The sequence below is a fragment of the Lelliottia sp. SL45 genome, assembly GCF_026672535.1.
Taxonomy (GTDB): domain Bacteria; phylum Pseudomonadota; class Gammaproteobacteria; order Enterobacterales; family Enterobacteriaceae; genus Enterobacter; species Enterobacter nimipressuralis.
On the sequence record NZ_JAPPRH010000003.1, the window covers coordinates 438037 to 460964 of the forward strand.

The window sequence follows — 22928 nt, forward strand, 5'->3', positions numbered from 1 at the left end:
CTTTCCCCTATGCTAATCCGGTTTTATTTAAGAAGGTTGCTTTGACATGTCTCAACCCAAAGCGCAGCTGCGCCGCGATGGTTTTACGTTTAAACAGTTCTTTGTAGCCCACGATCGCTGTGCGATGAAAGTCGGCACTGACGGTATATTACTGGGAGCGTGGGCGCCCGTCGCGAAGGTTAAGCGAATTCTGGATATTGGTAGTGGAAGTGGGTTACTGGCGCTGATGCTGGCGCAACGTACGGAGCAGCACGTCACCATCGATGCTGTTGAACTTGATGCGCAGGCCGCCAGTCAGGCCAGCGAGAATGCCGCCGAATCGCCTTGGGCGTCTCGCGTTCAGGTGGAGTGCGCCGATATCCTCACGTGGGCGCCGGAGCAAACGGCGCGCTACGATCTGATAGTCAGCAACCCGCCTTACTTTGAGCCTGGCGTGGAATGCGCGACACCGGAACGCGATCAGGCGCGATACACTGGTTCGCTGGATCACACCGCCCTGTTAATGGCGGCGGCGAATTTAATCTCAGAAGAGGGATTTTTCTGCGTTGTTCTGCCCGAAAGTACCGGTAATGCGTTTATCAAAAAAGCGCTCGATATCGGCTGGTATTTACGCCTGCGAACGGATATCGCCGATAACGAAGCAAGACTTCCGCACCGCGTTTTATTAGCACTCTCCCCAAAAGAAGGTGAGTGCTTTAGCGACAGGATGGTGATTCGCGGGCCAGATCAGCGTTATTCCGAAGCCTACACGGCGCTGACCCAGGCGTTTTATCTGTTTATGTGAATGAGAGGGGACAGCACCGACGGACCAGACTCCGCCAGTTGATCGGGGTAGTCCAGCGTGTAATGCAGGCCCCGACTCTCTTTGCGCATCATCGCACAGCGGACAATCAGCTCCGCCACCTGGACCAGATTGCGTAGCTCCAGCAGATTGTTAGATACGCGGAAATTGGCGTAATACTCGTCAATTTCCTGCTGCAGCATCGTAATCCGGCGTAGGGCGCGCTCCAGACGTTTGGTGGTGCGTACAATCCCGACGTAATCCCACATAAAGAGCCGCAGTTCATGCCAGTTGTGCTGGATGACCACCAGTTCATCCGGATTATCCACCCGGCTTTCATCCCAGGCAGGCAGGTGTGCCACCTCACGGGCGTAGGGCATCCGTTTGATGATATCTTCTGCGGCAGACCAGCCGTAAACCAGGCACTCCAGCAGCGAATTTGACGCCATGCGGTTCGCGCCGTGAAGCCCGGTATAACTTACCTCACCGATGGCGTACAGCCCATCCACATCCGTACGGCCATGATCGTCCACCATCACGCCGCCGCAGGTATAGTGCGCCGCAGGGACGATCGGCACCGGCTCTTTGGTGAGATCAATCCCAAGCCCCAGCAATTTTTCATAGATAGTTGGGAAGTGCTGGCGCACGAAATCGGCGGGCTTGTGGCTGATGTCGAGATACATACAGTCGACGCCGAGACGTTTCATTTCGTGGTCAATGGCGCGAGCGACGATATCGCGCGGGGCCAGTTCAGCACGCGGGTCGAAGTCTGGCATAAAGCGCGTGCCGTCGGGGCGCTTGAGATGCGCGCCTTCGCCACGCAGGGCTTCGGTAAGCAGGAAATTACGCGCCTGAGGATGGAACAGGGCGGTGGGGTGGAACTGGTTAAACTCCAGATTGGCGACGCGGCAACCTGCACGCCACGCCATGGCGATCCCGTCTCCTGAAGAGATATCCGGATTCGTCGTGTACTGATACACCTTCGATGCGCCACCTGTTGCCAGCACCACCGATTTAGCCTGACAGGTCTCAACCGTCTCTTTATTCCGGTTCCAGACCCACGCCCCTACAACGCGTCGCGTGCCCGGCAGACCAATTTTATCGGAGATAATCAGGTCCACTGCATTGCTGCGTTCAAGCACCTGAATATTGGGGTGATTACGTGCCTGAGCGACTAAAGTGGTTTCGACCTCTTTGCCCGTTGCATCTGCTGCGTGCAGGATGCGGCGGTGGCTATGACCGCCTTCACGGGTGAGGTGATACCCCTCTTCGCCATTCGGCTGAACGTGCGTGTCGAACAAAACGCCTTGATCGATAAGCCATTGCACACAGTGACGGGCGTTGCTGGCCACAAATTCTGCGGCGTGTTCATCGACAATGCCTGCGCCAGCGATCAGCGTGTCTTCCACGTGCGACGCAATGCTGTCCGTTTCATCAAACACCGCAGCAATACCGCCCTGAGCATAGAACGTCGAGCCTTCGCTCATCGGCCCTTTACTCAGTACGATCACTTTCTGATGCGAGGCCAGTCGAAGCGCCAGAGAGAGCCCGGCAGCGCCGCTGCCAATAATCAGTACATCACAATGCAGTTCTGGAGTTGTGTTCATGATGTTTGTTTAATTTACTAAACAGTGTTTGGCCAGAATAGCACCCGAATGCGATGAATCGCACGTTTTTTTTGAATGCTGTTGCGCAGCCTAAACTTAAACACAACCTCAAAAAAGGCGTAAAAGAACGAAAATATTTTGCGAAGCAGATCGTTAGCTTCAGATTATGTAGTGAAATAAACCCTGTGTTGCGGTACTCTTCTGGCAGCAAAAATACCATTTCTCATCAGAAATTGGGTACGTATCGTTAACAGACTTATAATGAGAGAAAATGAACAGTCTGCGACACGATGGACAAAAACAGACGCGTAACGGAACTTATTGATGAATAGACCCTCTAACCTCGTGCTTGCTCACATTGCAGTGTTTTTAGAGTGGCGTTTCGATAACGCGTGGAATTTAGGTTTGGGGAGACATTACCTCGGATGAGCGAGCAGTTAACGGACCAGGTCCTGGTTGAACGGGTCCAGAAGGGAGATCAGAAAGCCTTTAACTTACTGGTGGTTCGCTATCAGCATAAAGTGGCGAGTCTGGTATCCCGCTATGTACCGTCAGGAGATGTTCCTGATGTAGTGCAAGAGTCTTTCATAAAGGCCTATCGCGCGCTGGATTCTTTCCGGGGGGATAGTGCTTTTTACACCTGGCTGTATCGTATTGCAGTCAATACAGCAAAGAATTATCTGGTCGCTCAGGGCCGTCGTCCGCCCTCAACGGATGTGGACGCAATAGACGCTGAAAACTTCGAAAGCGGCGGCGCATTGAAAGAAATTTCGAACCCTGAGAACTTAATGTTGTCAGAAGAACTGAGACAAATCGTTTTTCGCACGATCGAGGCACTCCCGGAAGATTTACGCATGGCAATCACCTTGCGGGAGCTTGATGGACTTAGCTATGAAGAGATAGCGGCTATCATGGACTGTCCGGTCGGAACGGTTCGTTCGCGAATCTTCCGTGCGCGAGAAGCTATTGATAATAAAGTTCAACCGCTTATCAGGCGTTGACGATAGCGGGATACTGGAAAAGGTATTAGGCATGCAGAAAGAAAAACTTTCCGCTTTAATGGATGGTGAAACGCTGGACAGTGAGCTGCTTAACGAGCTCTCTCACTCTCCCGAGATGCAAAAGACCTGGGAGAGTTACCATCTCATCCGCGACTCTATGCGTGGTGATACGGGCGATGTTCTCCATTTCGATATCTCAGCACGCGTAATGGCGGCAATTGAGAACGAGCCTGTACATCAGACCACTCCGCTGATCCCTGAAGCTCAACCTGCGCCACATCAATGGCAGAAGATGCCATTCTGGAAAAAAGTGCGCCCGTGGGCGAGCCAATTAACCCAAATGGGTGTGGCTGCATGCGTATCGCTTGCAGTTATCGTTGGCGTCCAGCACTATAACGGTCAATCAGAAGCTAACCAGCAGCCTGAAGCGCCAGTGTTCAATACACTGCCGATGATGGGTAAAGCAAGTCCGGTTAGCTTGGGTGTGCCATCTGCCGATGCCTCAGTCAGCCCGGGCCAGCAACAGCAGGTCCAGGAACAGCGTCGTCGCATTAATGCGATGCTGCAGGACTATGAGTTGCAGCGTCGTTTGCACTCTGAGCAGCTCCAGTTTGAGCAGGCACAGACCCAGCAGGCTGGTGTGCAAGTGCCAGGAAACCAAACTTTAGGAACGCAATCGCAGTAATGAAGCAACTTTGGTGCGCCATGTCCTTAGTGGCGGGTAGCCTGTTCTTCTCTACCAACGCCTCGGCTGATTTATCGTCCGGGGCGTTGTTGCAGCAGATGAATATGGCGAGCCAGTCACTCAACTACGAGTTGGCCTTTATCAGTATCAACAAGCAAGGTGTAGAGTCGTTACGCTACCGCCATGCCCGTCTTGATAACCAGCCGCTCGCCCAGCTTTTACAACTCGACGGCCCGCGCCGTGAGGTTGTACAGCGCGGTAATGAAATCAGCTATTTTGAGCCAGGCCTTGAGCCGTTTACGCTTAATGGCGATTACATTGTCGACTCGCTCCCGGCCCTCGTTTATACCGATTTCAAACGTCTGTCGCCTTACTACGATTTCATTTCCGTTGGCCGTACGCGCATTGCGGATCGGCTTTGTGAAGTGATTCGTGTCGTGGCAAGAGACGGCACACGCTATAGCTACATCGTGTGGATGGATGCGGAGAGCAAACTGCCGATGCGCGTCGATCTCCTCGATCGGGACGGCGAAACGCTGGAGCAGTTCCGCGTGATTTCCTTTACGGTGAATGGTCAGGTGGGTAACAGCATGCAGAATTTGGCGAAAGCGAGCCTTCCGCCTCTTCTGTCAGTGCCTGCGGGCGATACGGTGAATTTCAACTGGGTGCCAGCGTGGATCCCACAAGGTTTCAGCGAGATATCCAGTAGCCGTCGTCAGCTTCCGACCATTGAAACGCCGGTCGAGTCGCGTCTCTATTCTGACGGCTTGTGCAGCTTCTCGGTGAACATCAATCGGGCGTCTGCTAACAGCAGCGAGCAAATGCTTCGTACCGGACGCCGGACCGTGAGCACGACGCTGCGGGATAATGCCGAAATCACGATTGTGGGTGAACTGCCACCGCAGACGGCGAAACGCATTGCTGACAGCATTAAATTCAGGGCCGCACAATGATCAAAGAATGGGCCACCGTTGTCTCGTGGCAAAATGGCGTTGCGCTAGTGAGCTGTGACGTGAAAGCGTCATGCAACAGCTGCGCCTCGCGCGCTGGCTGTGGCAGCCGGGTGCTGAATAAGCTGGGGCCGCAAACCACGCACACCATCTCTGTGCCAATTGCAGAGCCTCTGGCTGTTGGGCAAAAGGTGGAACTGGGCATTGCTGAAGGCAGCCTGCTGGGGTCCGCCATGCTGGTGTATCTCTCCCCGCTGGTGGGCTTGTTTGTGGTCGCCGGAATTTTCCAGATGCTGTTTGGCACCGATCTCGCGGCGATGAGCGGCGGAGTGCTGGGCGGCGTGGGCGGGTTTATGCTGGCGCGCGGCTTCTCTCAAAAGCTTGCTGAGAAAGAAGCCTGGCAGCCCGTTATCCTCAGCGTGGGGCTTCCGCCAGACATGCTGCGTGTGGAAACGCTCTCTTCAGAAGCCCGATAATTCATCGGGCTTTATCTTTATTTACATCCCATAAAAAAAAACGTCCTTCTCTGACGCTATGCTTGGCTTTAACAGCATTTCCTGGTGACGAAGATGTAGTGTAGAATGCTGCGTTTTCGCACTGAAAAACGTCAGGCTAAGAACAGCGGCCTCCAGGAATTCGTAAGGCATAATTATTTAACTATATGAAGAACATACGTAACTTTTCGATCATTGCTCACATTGACCACGGTAAGTCGACGCTTTCTGACCGTATTATCCAGATTTGCGGTGGCCTGTCTGATCGTGAAATGGAAGCCCAGGTACTGGACTCCATGGACCTGGAACGCGAACGTGGTATCACCATCAAAGCGCAGAGCGTCACGCTCGACTACAAAGCCCTTGATGGTGAAACATATCAACTGAATTTCATCGACACCCCAGGCCACGTTGACTTCTCTTATGAAGTTTCTCGTTCGCTGGCAGCCTGCGAAGGCGCGCTGCTGGTGGTTGATGCCGGGCAGGGCGTAGAAGCTCAGACCCTGGCCAACTGCTACACCGCGATGGAAATGGATCTCGAAGTGGTGCCGGTGCTTAACAAAATCGACCTGCCGGCTGCCGATCCAGAGCGCGTGGCGGAAGAGATTGAAGACATTGTCGGTATTGACGCCACAGACGCAGTGCGCTGCTCGGCGAAGACCGGTGTCGGTGTTCCTGATGTGCTGGAGCGTCTGGTACGTGATATCCCGGCACCAGAAGGTGACGCAGATGCGCCGCTGCAGGCGCTGATCATCGACTCTTGGTTCGATAACTACCTTGGCGTGGTATCGCTGGTGCGTATTAAAAACGGCACCATGCGTAAAGGCGACAAAATCAAAGTGATGAGCACCGGTCAGGTGTACAACGCTGACCGTCTGGGTATCTTCACGCCGAAACAGGTTGATCGTACTGAACTGAAATGCGGCGAAGTTGGCTGGCTGGTTTGCGCCATCAAAGACATCCTGGGCGCGCCAGTAGGCGATACCCTGACTCAGGCACGTAATCCGGCTGATAAAGCGCTGCCAGGCTTCAAAAAAGTGAAGCCTCAGGTTTACGCGGGCCTGTTCCCGGTCAGCTCTGACGATTACGAAAACTTCCGTGATGCGCTCGGCAAGCTGAGCCTGAACGATGCTTCCCTGTTTTATGAACCAGAAAGCTCTACTGCGCTGGGCTTCGGCTTCCGCTGTGGCTTCCTGGGTCTGCTGCACATGGAGATCATTCAGGAGCGTCTTGAGCGTGAATACGATCTGGATCTGATCACCACGGCACCGACCGTAGTGTATGAAGTCCAGACCACCAACAAAGACGTTATCTACGTCGACAGCCCGTCCAAGCTGCCGCCGCTGAACAATATTGAAGAGCTGCGTGAGCCGATCGCGGAGTGTCACATGCTGCTGCCGCAGGAGTTCCTGGGCAACGTCATTACGCTCTGTATCGAGAAGCGTGGCGTGCAGACCAACATGGTTTACCACGGTAACCAGGTGGCGCTGACCTATGAAATCCCGATGGCGGAAGTGGTGCTCGACTTCTTCGACCGTCTGAAGTCTACCTCTCGTGGCTATGCGTCGCTGGACTACAACTTTAAACGTTTCCAGGCGTCCAACATGGTGCGTGTGGATGTGCTGATCAACGGCGAGCGTGTTGATGCGCTGGCACTGATCACCCACAACGATAACGCGCCGTACCGTGGCCGTGAACTGGTCGAGAAAATGAAAGAGCTGATCCCGCGTCAGCAATTTGATATCGCGATTCAGGCCGCCATCGGCAACCACATTATTGCCCGCTCTACGGTGAAACAGCTGCGTAAAAACGTCCTGGCGAAATGCTACGGCGGCGACGTAAGCCGTAAGAAGAAACTGTTGCAGAAACAGAAAGATGGTAAAAAACGTATGAAGCAGGTCGGTAACGTTGAGCTGCCGCAGGAAGCGTTCCTTGCCATTCTGCACGTGGGTAAAGACGGAAAATAATCCTTAAGGAGTTGGCATGGCGAACATGTTTGCCCTGATCCTGGTCATAGCGACCCTGGTGACGGGGCTGTTGTGGTGTCTGGATAAGTTTATCTTCGCCCCGAAACGTCGCGAACGTCAGTCTATTACGGGTGAACAGCTGGATGCGAAAACCATGAAGAAAGTCAGCCCGAAACCGGGCTGGCTGGAAACAGGGGCTTCCGTATTCCCGGTTCTGGCGATTGTTCTGGTGGTGCGTTCGTTTATTTACGAACCTTTCCAGATCCCGTCCGGTTCGATGATGCCTACGCTGCTGATTGGCGATTTTATTCTGGTAGAGAAATATGCCTACGGCATTAAAGATCCTATCTATCAGAAAACGTTAATCGAAACCGGTCATCCAAAACGCGGTGATATTGTGGTCTTCAAATACCCTGAAGATCCGCGTCTGGATTACATCAAGCGTGCCGTCGGCTTGCCAGGCGATAAAGTGAGTTACGATCCTGTCGCGAAAGAAGTGACCGTTCAGCCGGGCTGTAGCTCCGGTACGGCGTGTGAAAATGCGCTGCCGATCACCTATTCGAACGTGGAGCCGAGCGACTTTGTGCAGACCTTTGCCCGTCGTAACGGCGGCGAAGCGACCAGCGGTTTCTTCCAGATGCCGAAAGGCGAAACCAAAGAGAACGGAATTCGTCTGGTTGAGCGTAAAGAGACCTTGGGTGACGTGACGCATCGCATTTTGACGGTTCCGATCGCGCAGGATCAGCTGGGTATGTACTACCAGCAGCCAGGCCAGCAGCTCGCCACCTGGATCGTTCCGCCAGGACATTACTTCATGATGGGTGATAACCGCGACAACTCTGCGGACAGCCGTTACTGGGGCTTTGTTCCGGAAGCGAATCTGGTCGGTAAAGCGACCGCGATCTGGATGAGCTTCGAAAAACAGGAAGGGGAGTGGCCGACCGGCGTTCGTCTGAATCGCATTGGCGGAATCCATTAATTCCTGATAATTGCACACGTAACCCTCTTAAATGAGGGTTACGTGAATTATTTAAGAGATAATCTCTCCTGGCTAACGACATACCCTGTCGTTGCGTATAGAATATTCCCCCGAAGTTTAAGGTTGGCGCTGACTCAGTGCCACGGCACACGAAACCGCGTTGGTCTTATCAGGTCGGTTTCGTGTGCTGCATTTTTGACGCATTCATTTACTGGTATCGCATGAACCCCATCGTAATTAATCGGCTTCAACGGAAGCTGGGCTACACTTTTCAGCATCAGGAGTTGTTGCAACAGGCATTAACCCACCGCAGTGCCAGCAGCAAACACAATGAGCGCCTCGAGTTTTTAGGTGACTCCATTTTAAGTTACGTGATCGCAAATGCGCTTTATCACCGTTTCCCTCGTGTGGATGAAGGTGATATGAGCCGTATGCGCGCTACGCTGGTGCGCGGCAACACGCTTGCCGAGATTGCACGCGAGTTTGAACTGGGCGAATGCCTGCGACTTGGGCCGGGTGAACTGAAAAGCGGTGGTTTTCGCCGTGAATCAATTCTCGCGGATACTGTCGAAGCATTAATCGGTGGTGTTTTCCTCGACAGCGATATTCAGACGGTAGAGCAACTCATTCTGAACTGGTATCAAACGCGTCTGGACGAAATAAGCCCAGGCGATAAACAAAAAGATCCTAAGACTCGTTTGCAGGAATATCTGCAGGGTCGCCACCTCCCGCTGCCATCTTATCTGGTGGTGCAGGTGCGCGGCGAAGCACACGATCAGGAATTTACCATCCATTGCCAGGTTAGCGGCCTGAGTGAACCGGTGGTTGGCACAGGTTCTAGCCGTCGCAAGGCGGAACAGGCTGCCGCCGAACAGGCGTTAAAAATGCTGGAGCTGGAATGAGCGAAGAAAAGAGTTACTGCGGTTTTGTTGCCATTGTCGGACGTCCTAACGTCGGCAAATCAACCTTGCTGAATAATCTGCTTGGGCAGAAAATATCCATTACATCCCGTAAGGCGCAAACCACGCGTCACCGTATCGTCGGCATCCACACGGAAGGCGCATATCAGGCGATTTACGTCGATACCCCAGGCCTGCATATGGAAGAGAAGCGTGCCATCAACCGCCTGATGAACAAAGCGGCGAGCAGCTCTATCGGTGATGTCGAACTGATCATCTTCGTGGTGGAAGGCACCCGCTGGACGCCAGACGATGAGATGGTTCTGAACAAACTGCGCGATGGCAAATCGCCGGTGATTCTTGCGGTCAACAAAGTTGACAACGTGCAGGAAAAAGCCGATTTGCTGCCGCACCTGCAGTTCCTGGCAAGCCAGATGAACTTCCTCGACATCGTTCCCCTGTCTGCGGAAACGGGCATGAACGTCGATACCATCGCCGGTATCGTGCGTAAACATCTGCCGGAAGCGATCCATCACTTCCCGGAAGATTACATCACCGACCGTTCCCAGCGCTTTATGGCCTCTGAAATCATCCGTGAAAAACTGATGCGTTTCCTTGGTGCCGAACTGCCGTACTCCGTTACCGTGGAAATCGAACGTTTCCAGACCAATGAGCGTGGCGGGTACGACATCAACGGGCTGATCCTCGTTGAGCGAGAAGGGCAGAAGAAGATGGTGATTGGCAACAAAGGCGCCAAAATCAAAACCATCGGCATCGAAGCGCGTAAAGACATGCAGGAGATGTTTGAAGCACCGGTTCACCTGGAGCTGTGGGTGAAGGTGAAATCAGGCTGGGCTGATGACGAGCGCGCCCTGCGTAGTCTCGGTTACGGCGACGACGTCTAAGACACCACATCGTGGATGGATGGCAGCGAGCCTTTGTCCTTCACAGCCGTCCGTGGAGCGAAACCAGCCTGATGCTGGACGTCTTCACGGAAGAGTCGGGTCGTGTGCGCCTGGTTGCAAAAGGCGCACGTTCCAAACGCTCTAACCTGAAGGGCGCGTTACAACCCTTCACCCCGCTGTTGGTTCGCTTTGGCGGACGCGGCGAAGTCAAAACCCTGCGCAGTGCCGAAGCCGTCTCCCTGGCGCTTCCTCTGTCAGGCATCACGCTCTATAGCGGTTTGTACGTCAACGAACTCATTTCACGTGTCCTTGAACACGAAACACGCTTCTCCGAACTCTTTTTCGATTATCTGCACTGCATCCAGGCGCTGGCTGGCGCAACAGGCACGCCCGAACCCGCATTACGCCGGTTTGAGCTGGCGCTGCTTGGCCACCTCGGTTACGGCGTTGATTTTCTGCACTGCGCGGGAAGCGGCGAATCCGTAGAGGACGCCATGACCTATCGCTATCGCGAAGAGAAGGGGTTTATTGCCAGCGTGGTGATCGATAACACGACGTTCACCGGGCGGCACCTCAGGGCGCTCTATGAGCGAGAGTTTCCTGACCAGGATACCTTACGCGCGGCAAAACGCTTTACCCGAATTGCCCTCAAGCCGTATCTTGGAGGCAAGCCCTTAAAGAGCCGCGAATTATTCAGGCAGTTTGTGCCAAAGCGTTAATGAACAATGAGAAAACCGAGGATTGTCATGGCTGAATTACTGTTAGGCGTCAACATCGATCACATTGCCACGCTGCGTAATGCGCGCGGTACGGCTTATCCTGATCCGGTTCAGGCGGCATTTATCGCCGAGCAGGCTGGCGCCGACGGCATTACCGTTCACCTGCGTGAAGACCGCCGCCACATCACCGATCGTGACGTACGCATCCTGCGCCAGACGCTGGACACACGCATGAATCTGGAGATGGCGGTTACGAAAGAGATGCTGGCGATCGCCTGTGAAACCCAGCCGCATTTCTGCTGCCTGGTGCCGGAAAAACGTCAGGAAGTGACCACCGAAGGCGGGCTGGATGTCGCCGGTCAGCGTGACAAAATGCAGGATGCCTGCCAACGCCTCGCCGATGCCGGTATCCTGGTTTCCCTGTTTATCGATGCGGATGTCGAACAGATCAAGGCCGCTGCAGAAGTCGGTGCGCCGTACATCGAAATTCACACCGGTTGCTACGCGGATGCCAAAGACGAAGCCACCCAGGCCAAAGAACTGGAGCGCATTGCCAACGCAGCCCGCTATGCCGCGAGCCTGGGTCTGAAAGTCAACGCCGGTCACGGCCTGACCTATCATAACGTCAAGGCGATCGCTCAGATCCCGGAAATGCACGAGCTGAATATCGGCCACGCGATTATCGGTCGCGCGGTGATGAGCGGTCTGAAAGAGGCCGTTGCCGAGATGAAACGTCTGATGCTGGAAGCGCGTCAGTAATGGCGATTCTGGGCTTAGGCACGGACATCGTTGAGATTGCCCGTATCGAAGCGGTGATCGCCCGTAGTGGCGATCGCCTGGCAAAACGGGTGCTCAGCGACAACGAATGGGCCATCTGGGAAGCGCACCAACAGCCGGTGCGTTTTCTGGCAAAGCGCTTTGCGGTAAAAGAAGCAGCGGCGAAAGCCTTCGGGACCGGGATTCGTAATGGGCTGGCGTTTAATCAGTTCGAAGTGTTTAACGATGAGCTGGGCAAACCCCGTCTGCGGTTATGGGGCGAGGCGCAAAAGCTTGCAGAAAGACTCGGTGTGAACCATATGCACGTTACGCTGGCAGATGAACGTCATTACGCCTGCGCCACGGTGATCATCGAAAGCTAGAGTTTGTCCGCGTGATGCAGCTGCACGAACTTATCCCACAGCTGCTCTTCTGATTCGGCATGGGCCGGATCTTTGAGAATGGTGTTGGGGATCGGGCACACTTTCTGACAGGTCGGCGTTTCGTAATGGCCGATGCACTCGGTGCAGCGATCGCTGTTAATCTCATAAATGCTATCACCCATTGAAATGGCCTCGTTAGGGCATTCGGGTTCGCACATATCGCAATTGATGCATTTTTTGGTGATTAACAGCGCCATCAGGAAAATCTCAGAAACATCACAAACAGGGCGGGCATTATACGCTCATTCCCTGCTCAAACCAGTTTTTTTACCAGCTCTTCGCTGTGACGAATGCGTCCCGGCGCATGTTCCAGATCCTGCTGTACCAGTGCGACAAAGAGCAGATCCGTCAGCATCATCTGGGCGCTGGTAGAGGAAATCGCCGCGCTGCGGGTGGCCTGTTCTTCGGCGATGGTGTACAAGCAACGCGTGGCTCGCTGCTGCAGGGCATTCGGGTTAAAACCAGTAATCGCCAGGATTTTACCCCCGACGCGCAGCGTTTCATCAGACGCCAGATTGATCTCCCGGCGTTCTCCCGAATAGGAGATGGCTAACAGCAAATCATTCGGGTCCATCGCCTGCACGGTAGACAGCAGGGCGTGCATGTCCTGTTCAACCACGGCGTTATAGCCGATCTTAGTCAGTTTCCAGCCAAAATTACGCGCCACCAGCCCTGATGCGCCAATGCCGGTCAGGATAATTCGCCGCGCCGCGCGCAGCATCGCCACGCTCTCAAGCAGCTTCTCTTCGCTGTTCACGTCAAGCGTAGCGTGCATCGCCGTCACGTTCTCTTTGATCAGCTTTTCACCGACCAGACGCATCGGATCGTCGCCGCGAATCTGATTGTGCAACGGCATCGATTGCGGATTTGGATTGTTGACCAGCGCTTCGCTGATCGCCAGTTTTAATGCTGGAAAACCTTTAAAACCAATCTTTTGCGCGAATTTCACCACGCTGGACTGGCTCACGCCCGCTTCGCTTGCCAGCTGCTGAGAACTGAGATGACGCGCATGATCGGGCTGGGAAAGCAGGAAATCCGCGAGTTTTTTATCGCTCTGGGCAAATCCCGCGTACCGCTGGCGAATTCGAATTAAACAGTTCATACGCCTCCTGGCGAAATGTGATTGCTGCTGCAAAACAGAATTTTGCTCGCCTGAATGAATTTTATATTCCATTATAGTACGGTTAATATGAATTAAAAATTCCTGAGGGACAAAAAATGAATCTTGGCTCACTCGTTTCAGAAACCCGTAATCCGCAAACCATGGATCTCGATGCGCTCTCCACACTCGATCTTGTTAACCGTTTTAATCAACAGGATACGCTGGTCGCGCTGGCAGTGAAAGAGACATTGCCTGAGGTGGCAAAAGCGGTTGATGCCGCCGCCGCCGCGCTGAAAGCCGGTGGACGCATTATTTACATGGGGGCAGGGACCAGCGGACGACTCGGGGTACTGGATGCCTCTGAATGTCCGCCGACCTTTGGCGTGCCGCACGGTCTGGTGATTGGGCTGATTGCCGGTGGGCCGGGGGCGCTGTTGAAAGCCGTCGAAGGAGCTGAGGACGATAAACAGCTGGGCGCGGATGATCTCGCCGCCCTGAGCCTGAGCAAAAACGATCTGGTAGTCGGCCTGGCGGCATCCGGGCGTACGCCTTATGTCATCGGCGGTCTGGAATATGCCAAACAGCTGGGCTGCACGACGGTGGCGATCTCCTGTAATCCCGGTTCGCCGATTGCACAGGTTGCGGCGATTGCCATTTCTCCTGTCGTGGGGCCAGAGGCGCTGACCGGATCGACGCGCCTGAAATCGGGCACCGCGCAAAAGCTGGTACTCAATATGATCTCCACGGGGGCAATGGTGAAATTCGGCAAGGTCTACCAGAACCTGATGGTGGACATGAAAGCCACCAACATCAAGCTGGTGGATCGCGCCTGCCGTATGGTTGTGGAAGCCACCGGCGCCAGCCGCGAAGAAGCTGAAGCTGTTCTCCAACAAACCGATCACGACGTTAAACCGGCCATTCTGATGATTCTGAGCGGACTGGACGCCACAGCGGCACGCGCAAAACTGGAAGCCCATCAGGGATTCTTGCGGGCTGCATTACAAAACTAAAACTGAGGCGTATATGGAAAAAACAGCAGCGCTCGCCAGCGACATCTTGCAGGGGATTGGCGGGGAGAAAAACATCCGCCGTCTCGAAAACTGCATGACGCGCGTGCGGGTCGAAGTTCAGGACGACGACCAGCTCGATCTGGCGCGTCTGAAAAAGCTCCCCGGCGTCAGCGGCTACGTAAAGCAGGGCGCACAGCACCAGCTGATTGTCGGGCCGGGTAAAGCCGCGCAGGTCGTTGATGCGATGCGTGCGCTGATGATCGGTGAAAGCGCTGAGGTTTTAGGCGATGTGGATCGCAACAAAGCGCAGGCCAAAGCCAAATACAAAGCCCCGATGAGCGATGCGCTGCGCCAGTTGGCCAACGTCTTTATTCCCCTGATCCCGGCGTTTATCGCGTCGGGTCTGATTACCGGGATTATCAATATCCTCAAACGCCCGGATATCGTCGGCGATTTTGCGACCCATTATCCAAACCTGCTCGGGATTCTGGGCATCTTTGGTAGCGCAGTGTTTGCCATCATGAACATTCTGGTGGGGGTCAACGCGGCGAAAGTCTACGGCGGTTCGATGGCGATGGGCGGCGTGATGGCGGGGATCCTCTCCAGCCCGCAGCTGGCGCAAATTACCCTGTTTGGCGAAGCGCTCCAGCCCGGACGCGGCGGTGTCATCGCGGTGCTGCTGGTCGTCGCCCTGATGTGCTGGGTCGAGAAGCGTCTGCGCAGCCTGCTGCCGGGCTCGATTGAGTTGATCCTCAATCCGCTGCTGACCACCCTGATCACCGGTACGGTGGCGATTGTGGCCTTGCAGCCGTTAGGCGGCTGGATCTCCGAGGCGATTGCGCACGGGGCGTCGATGGCTATCGATCGTGGTGGTTTGCTGGTGGGGGCGGTGCTGTCCGGTACCTTCCTGCCGCTGGTGTTAACCGGGCTGCATCAGGGGCTGGTGCCGATTCACGTGGAGCTTGTGCAGGCGCACGGCTACAACGCGCTGCTGCCGATTCTGTCGATGGCGGGGATGGGGCAGGTCGGTGCTGCGATTGCTATCCTGCTGAAAACCCGCAACGACCGGCTGAAAAAAGTGATCAAAGGTGCATTGCCGGTCGGATTGCTGGGCATCGGTGAGCCGCTGATTTTCGGCGTCACGCTGCCGCTTGGCAAACCTTTCCTCGCGGCCTGTCTGGGCGGAGCGATGGGTGGGGCGTTGATCAGCTACTGGAAAGTGGCTACCGTTATTACTTTCGGGATTTCCGGTTTACCGCTGGCATTAACCATCGTGACCGGAAAAGTCATGCTCTATCTGTTAGGCTGTTTGGTAGCGATTATCGCCGGGTTCTTGTTTACCTGGCTGTTAGGATTCCACGATCCAGAGGAGTAAGGTTTGGTTAATCACGAGCGCCGCGTTGTCTTTTTCGATTTGGATGGAACGCTTCATCAGCAGGATATGTTTGGCAGTTTTATGCGCTATCTGTTGCGTCGCCAGCCCTTTAACGCACTGCTCGTGCTGCCACTTTTGCCGATTATTGGGATCGCACTGTTGATAAAAGGGCGCGCGGCGCGCTGGCCAATGAGCCTGTTGTTATGGGGCTGCACCTTTGGGCACAGCGACGCGCGGCTCAGCCAGCTGCAACAGGATTTCGTCCACTGGTTTCGCGGGCACGTTACCGCGTTTCCGGTGGTTCAGGACCGGCTGACGGAGTACCTCAACGCCAGTGACGCCGATATCTGGCTTATCACCGGCTCGCCGCAGCCGCTGGTGGAGCAGGTCTATTTTGACACGCCATGGTTGCCGCGCGTGAATCTGATTGCCACTCAAATGGGGCGCGCCTACGGCGGATGGGTGCTGACGCTGCGCTGTCTGGGGCACGAGAAAGTGGTGCAACTGGAGAAAAAAATCGGCACGCCGCTGCGCCTTTACAGCGGCTACAGCGACAGCAAGCAGGACAACCCGCTGCTCTATTTCTGCCAGCACCGCTGGCGCGTTACCCCTTCAGGCGAACTTCAGCAACTGGAATAGTGTTAATCATAACGGGTGTGTATAATGCCGCCCGCTTTCCGACTGGAGTACCTTTCGTTGTCTGACCTTGAACTCAATCATGAATACTGGATGCGCCATGCGCTCTCCCTTGCAAAACGCGCCTGGGATGAGGGCGAAGTGCCCGTGGGTGCCGTTCTGGTGCATAACAATCAGGTGATTGGCGAAGGGTGGAACCGTCCGATAGGGCGCCACGATCCGACTGCGCATGCCGAAATCATGGCTCTGCGTCAGGGCGGGCTGGTACTGCAGAACTACCGTCTGCTGGATACAACGCTGTATGTCACGCTGGAACCCTGCGTGATGTGTTCTGGTGCGATGGTGCACAGCCGCATCGGGACGCTGGTGTATGGCGCACGGGATGAAAAGACAGGCGCGGCGGGTTCCTTAATGGACGTACTCGGTCATCCGGGCATGAACCACCAGGTCCAGATTATCGGTGGGGTACTTGCACCAGAGTGTTCGGGGCTACTAAGCGATTTCTTTCGAATGCGCCGTCAGCAGAAAAAGCAACAAAAGGCAGAATTGAAGTCGTCGGGTGATTAAGCTCATTCGGTGATACCACCGGATAGCTCTGCGCCAGCTGCTCTGCCTCCATCACTTCCTTCTCTTTCTCCTGCAGATAACCTTCCAGGCTTATCTGATACTTGCGGATATTTTCCACATACGCGTAGGCTTCGTGCCCGCGCGCATAGCCGTACGTGAGTTTATTGTACCAGGGCTTCTGGCTCAGCAGCGGCAGACGCTGTTTAACGTCAGACCAGCTGTCAGGATTGCCTTTGGTCTTGGCGGTCAACGCGCGGGCGTCGAGCATATGCGCGTAACCCATGTTGTAGGCCGCCAGTGCAAACCAGATCCGCTCCTCTTCCGGCACCGTTTCCGGCACTTTCGCCATCATATCCTGCAGATAACGCGCGCCGCCGCTAATGCTCTGTTCCGCGTCGGTGCGATCCGTCAGGCCGAGACTTTGCGCCGTATTCTTGGTGAGCATCATCAGGCCACGCACGCCGGTGGGTGAAGTCGCCTGGGCGTCCCAGTGAGATTCCTGGTAAGAAATCGCCGCCAGCAGGCGCCAGTCGATCGCCTGGGCGTATTTCTCGAACAGCGGCTGGAGTTCCGGCAGCACACTGTCGACCGCGCGCAGGAAGCTGCGGGTATCGACATAATCGAAATCGCCGCCGTGACCGAGATACTTCTCCTCAAGCCGCGCGAGGGTGCCGTCTTCATTCATCGAATTGAAGAAATCAAGGATCGCGGCGGCGAGGGTTTGATCTTCGTCGAGAGGGCTAAACCAGGTGACGGGCTGTTCGTCGGTCACGTCCAGCGCCACGGCCAGCTCCGGATGTACACGCTGGAACAGACTGATCGCCACGGAATCGGCGATGGTGTACGCCAGCTTTTTATCTTTTACCTGTTCCAGTAGGGCCGTAGTGCCGAGTTTGTCATCGACCTTCCAGCTGAGATCCGGGTATTTCTTCTCTTTCAGGGAGCGCAAATCGTCAATCACCACATGGCCTGGCGCGATGGTGAGCTGCTGATCGTTAAGGGCAGCAAGCGTACGCGGGCGCACCCCGCCCACGCGATAGACGAGTTGCTGAGAAACGGAGTAGTAGGTCGGCCCTGGCTGATAGTTTTTGCTGCGCTCGCTGTTATAGACCAGCCCGGCGGCGAGCATATCGGCATCGCCGTTATCCAGGTCGTCAAACAGCTGGCTGATATTCTGGCGAACGGTGATTTTGAGTTTCACGCCCAGGTAGTCGGCAAACTGCTGCGCCAGTTCGTAATCGAGCCCGGTAATTTTGCCGTTAACGTTGTTGTAGGTGAGTGGAGAGCTGATGGTACTGACACGCAGCTCCCCCCGCGACTGGATCGCGGCGATACGGTTTTCGGCTTTGCCGAACCAGGGGATTGAAGGCCACAGGGCCGCTGCCAGCAGCAAGGTTACAATGCCGATGAGCAGATAATTAATCTTTAATTTTTTCAATTAGTTAATTCTCTGCGCCGTGCGTTGCCTCAGTGTGCTGTAGCCATGTTAAGAATAAGGTTTGCCATTGATTGAGCGGCATTTTGCGCAAACTTACGACAGTTGGCAACAAATTAGAGAGACAGGTCACACCTATGGATAAAAATGCGAGATGATTTTATTTCGACGCAAACGGTTTCGTCGGCGCTCAGGATTCTCTATAATGACGCCCGTTTTCCCCTTGCGCACACTGTAAGCGCCTCAGGCGCTTCGAAGACGAGAGACTTATGATGGAAATTCTGCGTGGTTCGCCTGCACTGTCTGCCTTCCGTATCAACAAACTGCTGGCACGTTTTCAGGCTGCCGACCTTCCGGTAAGCAATATTTACGCTGAGTATGTCCATTTTGCTGACCTGAATGCTCCCTTAGATGCGCAGCAGCGCGAGCAGCTTGAACGTCTGCTCAAGTATGGCCCGAGCCTGAGCAGCCATACGCCAACCGGCAAACTGATCCTTGCGACGCCTCGCCCTGGCACCATCTCCCCCTGGTCTTCTAAAGCCACTGACATTGCCCACAACTGCGGCCTGAGCCAGATTAATCGTCTGGAGCGCGGCGTGGCGTATTACGTTGAAGCCTCGACGTTGACCGCTGAACAATGGCAGGCCGTTACCGCTGAGCTGCACGACCGCATGATGGAAAGCGTCTTCGCGTCGCTGGATGATGCACAACAGCTGTTCTCGCACCATCAGCCTGCGCCCGTTCAGAGCGTGGATCTGCTGGGTGAAGGCCGCCAGGCGCTGATTGATGCCAACCTGCGTCTGGGTCTGGCGCTGGCAGATGACGAGATTGACTACCTGCAGGATGCGTTCGTGAAGCTGAACCGCAACCCGAACGACATCGAGCTTTATATGTTCGCGCAGGCCAACTCCGAGCACTGCCGCCATAAGATTTTCAACGCCGACTGGGTTATCGACGGTGAAGAACAGCCGAAGTCGCTGTTTAAAATGATCAAAAACACCATGGAACAAACGCCTGACCACGTCTTGTCTGCCTATAAAGACAACGCGGCGGTGATGGAAGGTTCTGAGGTGGGCCGCTTCTTCGCCGATCGCGAAGCAGGGCGCTATGCATTCCATCAGGAGCCTGCGCATATCCTGATGAAAGTGGAAACGCACAACCACCCGACGGCGATTTCGCCATGGCCGGGTGCAGCGACCGGTTCCGGCGGCGAAATCCGTGACGAAGGCGCAACCGGACGCGGAGCAAAACCAAAAGCGGGCCTGGTCGGTTTCTCCGTCTCTAACCTGCGTATTCCTGGCTTTGAACAGCCGTGGGAAGAAGATTTCGGCAAGCCGGAGCGCATTGTCACCGCGTTAGACATCATGACCGAAGGCCCACTGGGCGGCGCGGCGTTTAACAACGAATTTGGTCGCCCGGCGCTGAACGGCTACTTCCGTACCTATGAAGAGAAAGTCGACAGCCACAACGGCGAAGAGTTGCGCGGCTACCACAAGCCCATCATGCTGGCAGGCGGGATCGGCAACATCCGCGCCGATCATGTGCAGAAAGGTGAGATCACCGTCGGCGCGAAACTGATCGTTCTCGGCGGCCCGGCAATGAATATCGGTCTGGGCGGCGGGGCGGCCTCTTCAATGGCCTCTGGTCAGTCTGACGCAGACCTCGATTTTGCTTCCGTACAGCGCGACAACCCTGAAATGGAGCGTCGTTGCCAGGAGGTGATCGACCGCTGCTGGCAGCTTGGCGATGCTAACCCTATTCTGTTCATTCACGACGTCGGCGCGGGCGGTCTCTCTAACGCCATGCCGGAGCTGGTGAGCGACGGCGGCCGCGGGGGGCGTTTCAACCTGCGCGATATTCTGAGCGATGAGCCAGGCATGAGCCCGCTGGAAATCTGGTGTAATGAATCCCAGGAACGTTACGTGCTGGCGGTCTCTGCGGACCAGTTGCCGCTGTTCGACGAACTGTGCCGCCGCGAGCGCGCACCGTACGCGGTCATTGGTGAAGCGACGGAAGAGTTGCATCTGACCATGAACGATCCGCACTTCGACAATCAGCCGATTGATCTGCCGCTTGACGTGCTGCTGGGCAAAACGCCGAAGATGACCCGCAACGTGCAAACCCGTAAAGCCGCAGGCAAAGCGCTGGATGTGCGCGGGATCGCCATTGCGGATGCCGTGAATCGCGTCCTGCACCTCCCGGCGGTAGCGGAAAAAACCTTCCTCGTGACCATCGGCGACCGCTCGGTGACCGGTATGGTGGCCCGCGATCAGATGGTTGGCCCATGGCAGATCCCGGTGGCGAACTGCGCGGTGACCACGGCGAGCCTCGACAGCTACTACGGCGAAGCGATGGCGCTGGGCGAACGTACCCCGGTTGCACTGCTGGACTTCGCCGCCTCTGCCCGTCTGGCGGTCGGCGAAGCGCTGACCAACATCGCTGCGACTCAGATTGGCGATATCAAACGCATCAAACTCTCCGCAAACTGGATGGCCGCAGCCGGGCACCCTGGCGAAGACGCGGGTCTGTATGAAGCCGTAAAAGCGGTCGGTGAAGAACTCTGTCCGGCGCTGGGTCTTACCATTCCGGTCGGCAAAGATTCTATGTCGATGAAAACCCGCTGGCAGGAGGGCAACGAGCAGCGCGAAATGACCTCTCCGCTGTCGCTGGTCATCACCGCTTTTGCCCGCGTGGAAGATGTGCGTCACACCATCACGCCACAGCTGGCTACGGGAGATAACGCCCTGCTGCTGATTGATCTCGGTAAAGGCCATAACGCTCTCGGTGCCACTGCGCTGGCGCAGGTTTATCGTCAACTGGGCGACAAACCGGCAGATGTGCGTGACGTGGCGCAGCTGAAAGGCTTCTACGACGCCATTCAGGCGCTGGTAGCCGATCGCAAACTGCTGGCCTATCACGACCGTTCAGACGGCGGCCTGCTGGTAACACTGGCCGAGATGGCTTTCACCGGCCACTGCGGTATGCAAGCAGATATCGCTTCGCTGGGCGACGACCGTCTGGCGGCGCTGTTTAACGAAGAGCTGGGCGCGGTCATTCAGGTCCGTGCTGCTGACCGCGATGCCGTTGAAGCGCTGCTGGCGCAGCATGGTCTGGCGGATTGCGTACACTATCTGGGTAAAGCCGTCAGCGGCGATCGCTTCGTGATTGAAGCGGACGGTCACGCGGTGTTTAGCGAAAGCCGCTCCACGTTGCGTATGTGGTGGGCCGAAACCACCTGGCAGATGCAGCGTCTGCGCGATAACCCTGAGTGCGCCGATCAGGAGCATGAAGCCAAAGCGAATGACAGCGATCCGGGTCTGAACGTGAAGCTCTCCTTCGACATTAATGAAGACGTGGCGGCACCTTACATTGCGACCGGCGCGCGTCCGAAAGTGGCGGTTCTGCGCGAGCAGGGCGTGAACTCCCACGTGGAAATGGCGGCAGCGTTCCACCGTGCGGGCTTTGATGCTATCGACGTCCACATGAGCGACCTGCTGGCTGGGCGCACCGGGCTGGACGATTTCCAGGCACTGGTCGCCTGCGGCGGCTTCTCTTACGGCGACGTGCTGGGGGCAGGTGAGGGTTGGGCGAAATCCATTCTGTTCAACAATCGTGTGCGCGATGAGTTTGAAACCTTCTTCCACCGTCCGCAGACGCTGGCGTTGGGCGTGTGTAACGGCTGCCAGATGATGTCGAATCTGCGCGAGCTGATCCCTGGCAGCGACGCCTGGCCGCGCTTTGTGCGCAACCAGTCCGACCGCTTCGAAGCGCGCTTTAGCCTGGTTGAAGTGACCCAAAGCCCGTCTCTGCTGCTGCAGGGGATGGTGGGCTCGCAGATGCCGATTGCGGTTTCACACGGTGAAGGGCAGGTGGAAGTCCGCGATGCTGCGCATCTGGCTACGCTCGAAAGCAAAGGGCTGGTGGCACTGCGCTTCGTCGATCACTTTGGCAAAGTCACGGAAACCTATCCGGCAAACCCTAACGGCTCAGCAAACGGTATTACTGCCGTGACCAGCGAAAGCGGCCGCGCCACCATCATGATGCCGCACCCTGAGCGTGTATTCCGTACCGTCAGCAACTCCTGGCACCCGGAAAACTGGGGCGAAGACAGCCCGTGGATGCGTATCTTCCGCAATGCGCGTAAGCAGTTAGGGTAATCAGCCTGTCAATGCCGGGCGGCACTGTGTTTGCCCGGCTTTCAAAAGGCTAAAATCGTAGGCCCGGTGAGCGTTAGCGCCATCGGGCTTTTTTTGTCGCAAAAATGCGACAAACGCATAACAACCCTGTCGCTAAAAGGAGACATGTAACTCGTTGATTTTAAATGGGTACGTAAGAGTGATGAGAAGGTGTATCTAATTAGCGACACTTAGCCTAGAAATCGTTCAGTCAGCAACTAACGTTGTTTTGCCATAAATGTGTTAAATATCATGATGATAATAATTTGTTTTGCATTCTGGCACGGCTGTTGCATAATATTAACCAGTGGCTCATTCACCCTCTTATGTCAGCCCCTTCGGGACGCGCTACATAAACTTCGAATGACGCACAACAAGGTGCCTGCCGTCCAACTACTGATTATAGCGATGCTTTATCAGACCCAGGGCGAAACGTCGAGTA

At 55.5% G+C, this 22928-nt stretch carries 21 protein-coding genes and 1 pseudogene; 18 read left to right on the forward strand and 4 right to left on the reverse strand.

Annotated features, from left to right (window positions below; all coding sequences use genetic code 11):
- The first annotated feature begins 46 nt into the window (after window positions 1–46).
- Window positions 47–784: a tRNA(1)(Val) (adenine(37)-N(6))-methyltransferase TrmN gene (trmN, locus tag OVA10_RS08030; protein WP_100779273.1), complete on the forward strand. Its 738-nt coding sequence runs from the start codon at window positions 47–49 to the stop codon at window positions 782–784.
- On the opposite strand, the gene nadB is transcribed toward trmN, so the two are convergent.
- On the reverse strand, window positions 769–2388 hold the full coding sequence (gene nadB, locus OVA10_RS08035; RefSeq protein ID WP_268195735.1) for an L-aspartate oxidase: 1620 nt from the start codon (window positions 2386–2388) through the stop codon (window positions 769–771). The genes trmN and nadB overlap by 16 nt on opposite strands.
- Window positions 2389–2712: 324 nt before the next feature.
- Here nadB and rseD point away from each other — a divergent pair, with 324 nt between their 5' ends.
- The 12 genes from rseD (at window position 2713) to acpS (ending at window position 12126) form a co-directional block, all read left to right on the forward strand.
- Window positions 2713–2817: a rpoE leader peptide RseD gene (gene rseD / locus OVA10_RS08040; RefSeq protein ID WP_228483504.1), complete on the forward strand. Its 105-nt coding sequence runs from the start codon at window positions 2713–2715 to the stop codon at window positions 2815–2817.
- On the forward strand, window positions 2814–3389 hold the full coding sequence (gene rpoE / locus OVA10_RS08045; RefSeq protein ID WP_100779275.1) for an RNA polymerase sigma factor RpoE: 576 nt from the start codon (window positions 2814–2816) through the stop codon (window positions 3387–3389). Before rseD ends, rpoE begins: the two co-directional genes overlap by 4 nt.
- Window positions 3390–3420: 31 nt before the next feature.
- Window positions 3421–4074, forward strand: coding sequence for an anti-sigma-E factor RseA (gene rseA, locus OVA10_RS08050; protein WP_100779276.1), 654 nt, complete (start codon window positions 3421–3423; stop codon window positions 4072–4074).
- Window positions 4074–5027, forward strand: a complete 954-nt coding sequence (gene rseB, locus OVA10_RS08055; protein WP_268195736.1) for a sigma-E factor regulatory protein RseB — start codon at window positions 4074–4076, stop codon at window positions 5025–5027. The genes rseA and rseB overlap by 1 nt, the downstream gene beginning before the upstream one ends.
- Window positions 5024–5500 carry a SoxR-reducing system protein RseC gene (gene rseC / locus OVA10_RS08060; protein WP_268195737.1) on the forward strand — a complete coding sequence of 159 codons (477 nt, stop codon included), beginning with the start codon at window positions 5024–5026 and terminating at the stop codon, window positions 5498–5500. Before rseB ends, rseC begins: the two co-directional genes overlap by 4 nt.
- A 185-nt stretch (window positions 5501–5685) precedes the next feature.
- Complete coding sequence (gene lepA, locus OVA10_RS08065; protein ID WP_100779279.1) at window positions 5686–7485, forward strand: translation elongation factor 4; 1800 nt, start codon at window positions 5686–5688, stop codon at window positions 7483–7485.
- A 16-nt stretch (window positions 7486–7501) separates the two neighbouring features.
- Complete coding sequence (gene lepB, locus OVA10_RS08070; RefSeq protein ID WP_100779280.1) at window positions 7502–8464, forward strand: signal peptidase I; 963 nt, start codon at window positions 7502–7504, stop codon at window positions 8462–8464.
- A gap of 221 nt (window positions 8465–8685) precedes the next feature.
- Window positions 8686–9366: a ribonuclease III gene (gene rnc, locus OVA10_RS08075; RefSeq protein ID WP_095284345.1), complete on the forward strand. Its 681-nt coding sequence runs from the start codon at window positions 8686–8688 to the stop codon at window positions 9364–9366.
- Entirely contained in the window at window positions 9363–10268 is a 906-nt protein-coding gene (gene era / locus OVA10_RS08080) for a GTPase Era (protein ID WP_100779281.1), read from the forward strand. The genes rnc and era overlap by 4 nt, the downstream gene beginning before the upstream one ends.
- Before the next feature lie 11 nt (window positions 10269–10279).
- Window positions 10280–10987: a DNA repair protein RecO gene (gene recO / locus OVA10_RS08085; protein WP_102104996.1), complete on the forward strand. Its 708-nt coding sequence runs from the start codon at window positions 10280–10282 to the stop codon at window positions 10985–10987.
- 27 nt (window positions 10988–11014) lie between these two features.
- Window positions 11015–11746 (forward strand): pyridoxine 5'-phosphate synthase, encoded by a 732-nt coding sequence (gene pdxJ / locus OVA10_RS08090; protein WP_248858938.1) that lies wholly within the window; start codon window positions 11015–11017, stop codon window positions 11744–11746.
- Window positions 11746–12126 (forward strand): holo-ACP synthase, encoded by a 381-nt coding sequence (acpS, locus tag OVA10_RS08095; protein WP_100779284.1) that lies wholly within the window; start codon window positions 11746–11748, stop codon window positions 12124–12126. Before pdxJ ends, acpS begins: the two co-directional genes overlap by 1 nt.
- Here the strand turns inward: acpS and OVA10_RS08100 are convergent.
- Together OVA10_RS08100 and OVA10_RS08105 are read right to left on the reverse strand one after the other, a co-directional pair.
- Complete coding sequence (locus OVA10_RS08100; RefSeq protein ID WP_100779285.1) at window positions 12123–12383, reverse strand: YfhL family 4Fe-4S dicluster ferredoxin; 261 nt, start codon at window positions 12381–12383, stop codon at window positions 12123–12125. The two genes, acpS and OVA10_RS08100, sit on opposite strands and share 4 nt — an antisense overlap.
- Window positions 12384–12439: 56 nt before the next feature.
- Window positions 12440–13288, reverse strand: a complete 849-nt coding sequence (locus OVA10_RS08105) for a MurR/RpiR family transcriptional regulator (protein ID WP_100779286.1) — start codon at window positions 13286–13288, stop codon at window positions 12440–12442.
- A gap of 116 nt (window positions 13289–13404) precedes the next feature.
- Between OVA10_RS08105 and murQ the strand changes: the two genes are divergently transcribed.
- Genes murQ through tadA form a run of 4 tightly spaced genes read left to right on the forward strand, consistent with a single transcriptional unit; the run spans window position 13405 to window position 16876 of the window.
- Window positions 13405–14298: an N-acetylmuramic acid 6-phosphate etherase gene (gene murQ / locus OVA10_RS08110; protein ID WP_248858936.1), complete on the forward strand. Its 894-nt coding sequence runs from the start codon at window positions 13405–13407 to the stop codon at window positions 14296–14298.
- A gap of 13 nt (window positions 14299–14311) precedes the next feature.
- Complete coding sequence (locus OVA10_RS08115; RefSeq protein ID WP_268195740.1) at window positions 14312–15673, forward strand: PTS transporter subunit EIIC; 1362 nt, start codon at window positions 14312–14314, stop codon at window positions 15671–15673.
- A gap of 3 nt (window positions 15674–15676) precedes the next feature.
- Window positions 15677–16312, forward strand: coding sequence for a phosphatidylglycerophosphatase C (gene yfhb / locus OVA10_RS08120; protein WP_123427057.1), 636 nt, complete (start codon window positions 15677–15679; stop codon window positions 16310–16312).
- A gap of 24 nt (window positions 16313–16336) precedes the next feature.
- Window positions 16337–16876 (forward strand): tRNA adenosine(34) deaminase TadA, encoded by a 540-nt coding sequence (gene tadA / locus OVA10_RS08125; protein WP_107703097.1) that lies wholly within the window; start codon window positions 16337–16339, stop codon window positions 16874–16876.
- On the opposite strand, the pseudogene mltF reads toward tadA, so the two are convergent.
- Window positions 16764–18329, reverse strand: a pseudogene (gene mltF / locus OVA10_RS08130) (membrane-bound lytic murein transglycosylase MltF); the annotation flags it as partial. The gene tadA and the pseudogene mltF sit on opposite strands and share 113 nt — an antisense overlap.
- Before the next feature lie 251 nt (window positions 18330–18580).
- Here mltF and purL point away from each other — a divergent pair.
- On the forward strand, window positions 18581–22468 hold the full coding sequence (gene purL, locus OVA10_RS08135; protein ID WP_268195741.1) for a phosphoribosylformylglycinamidine synthase: 3888 nt from the start codon (window positions 18581–18583) through the stop codon (window positions 22466–22468).
- Window positions 22469–22928 lie beyond the last annotated feature (460 nt).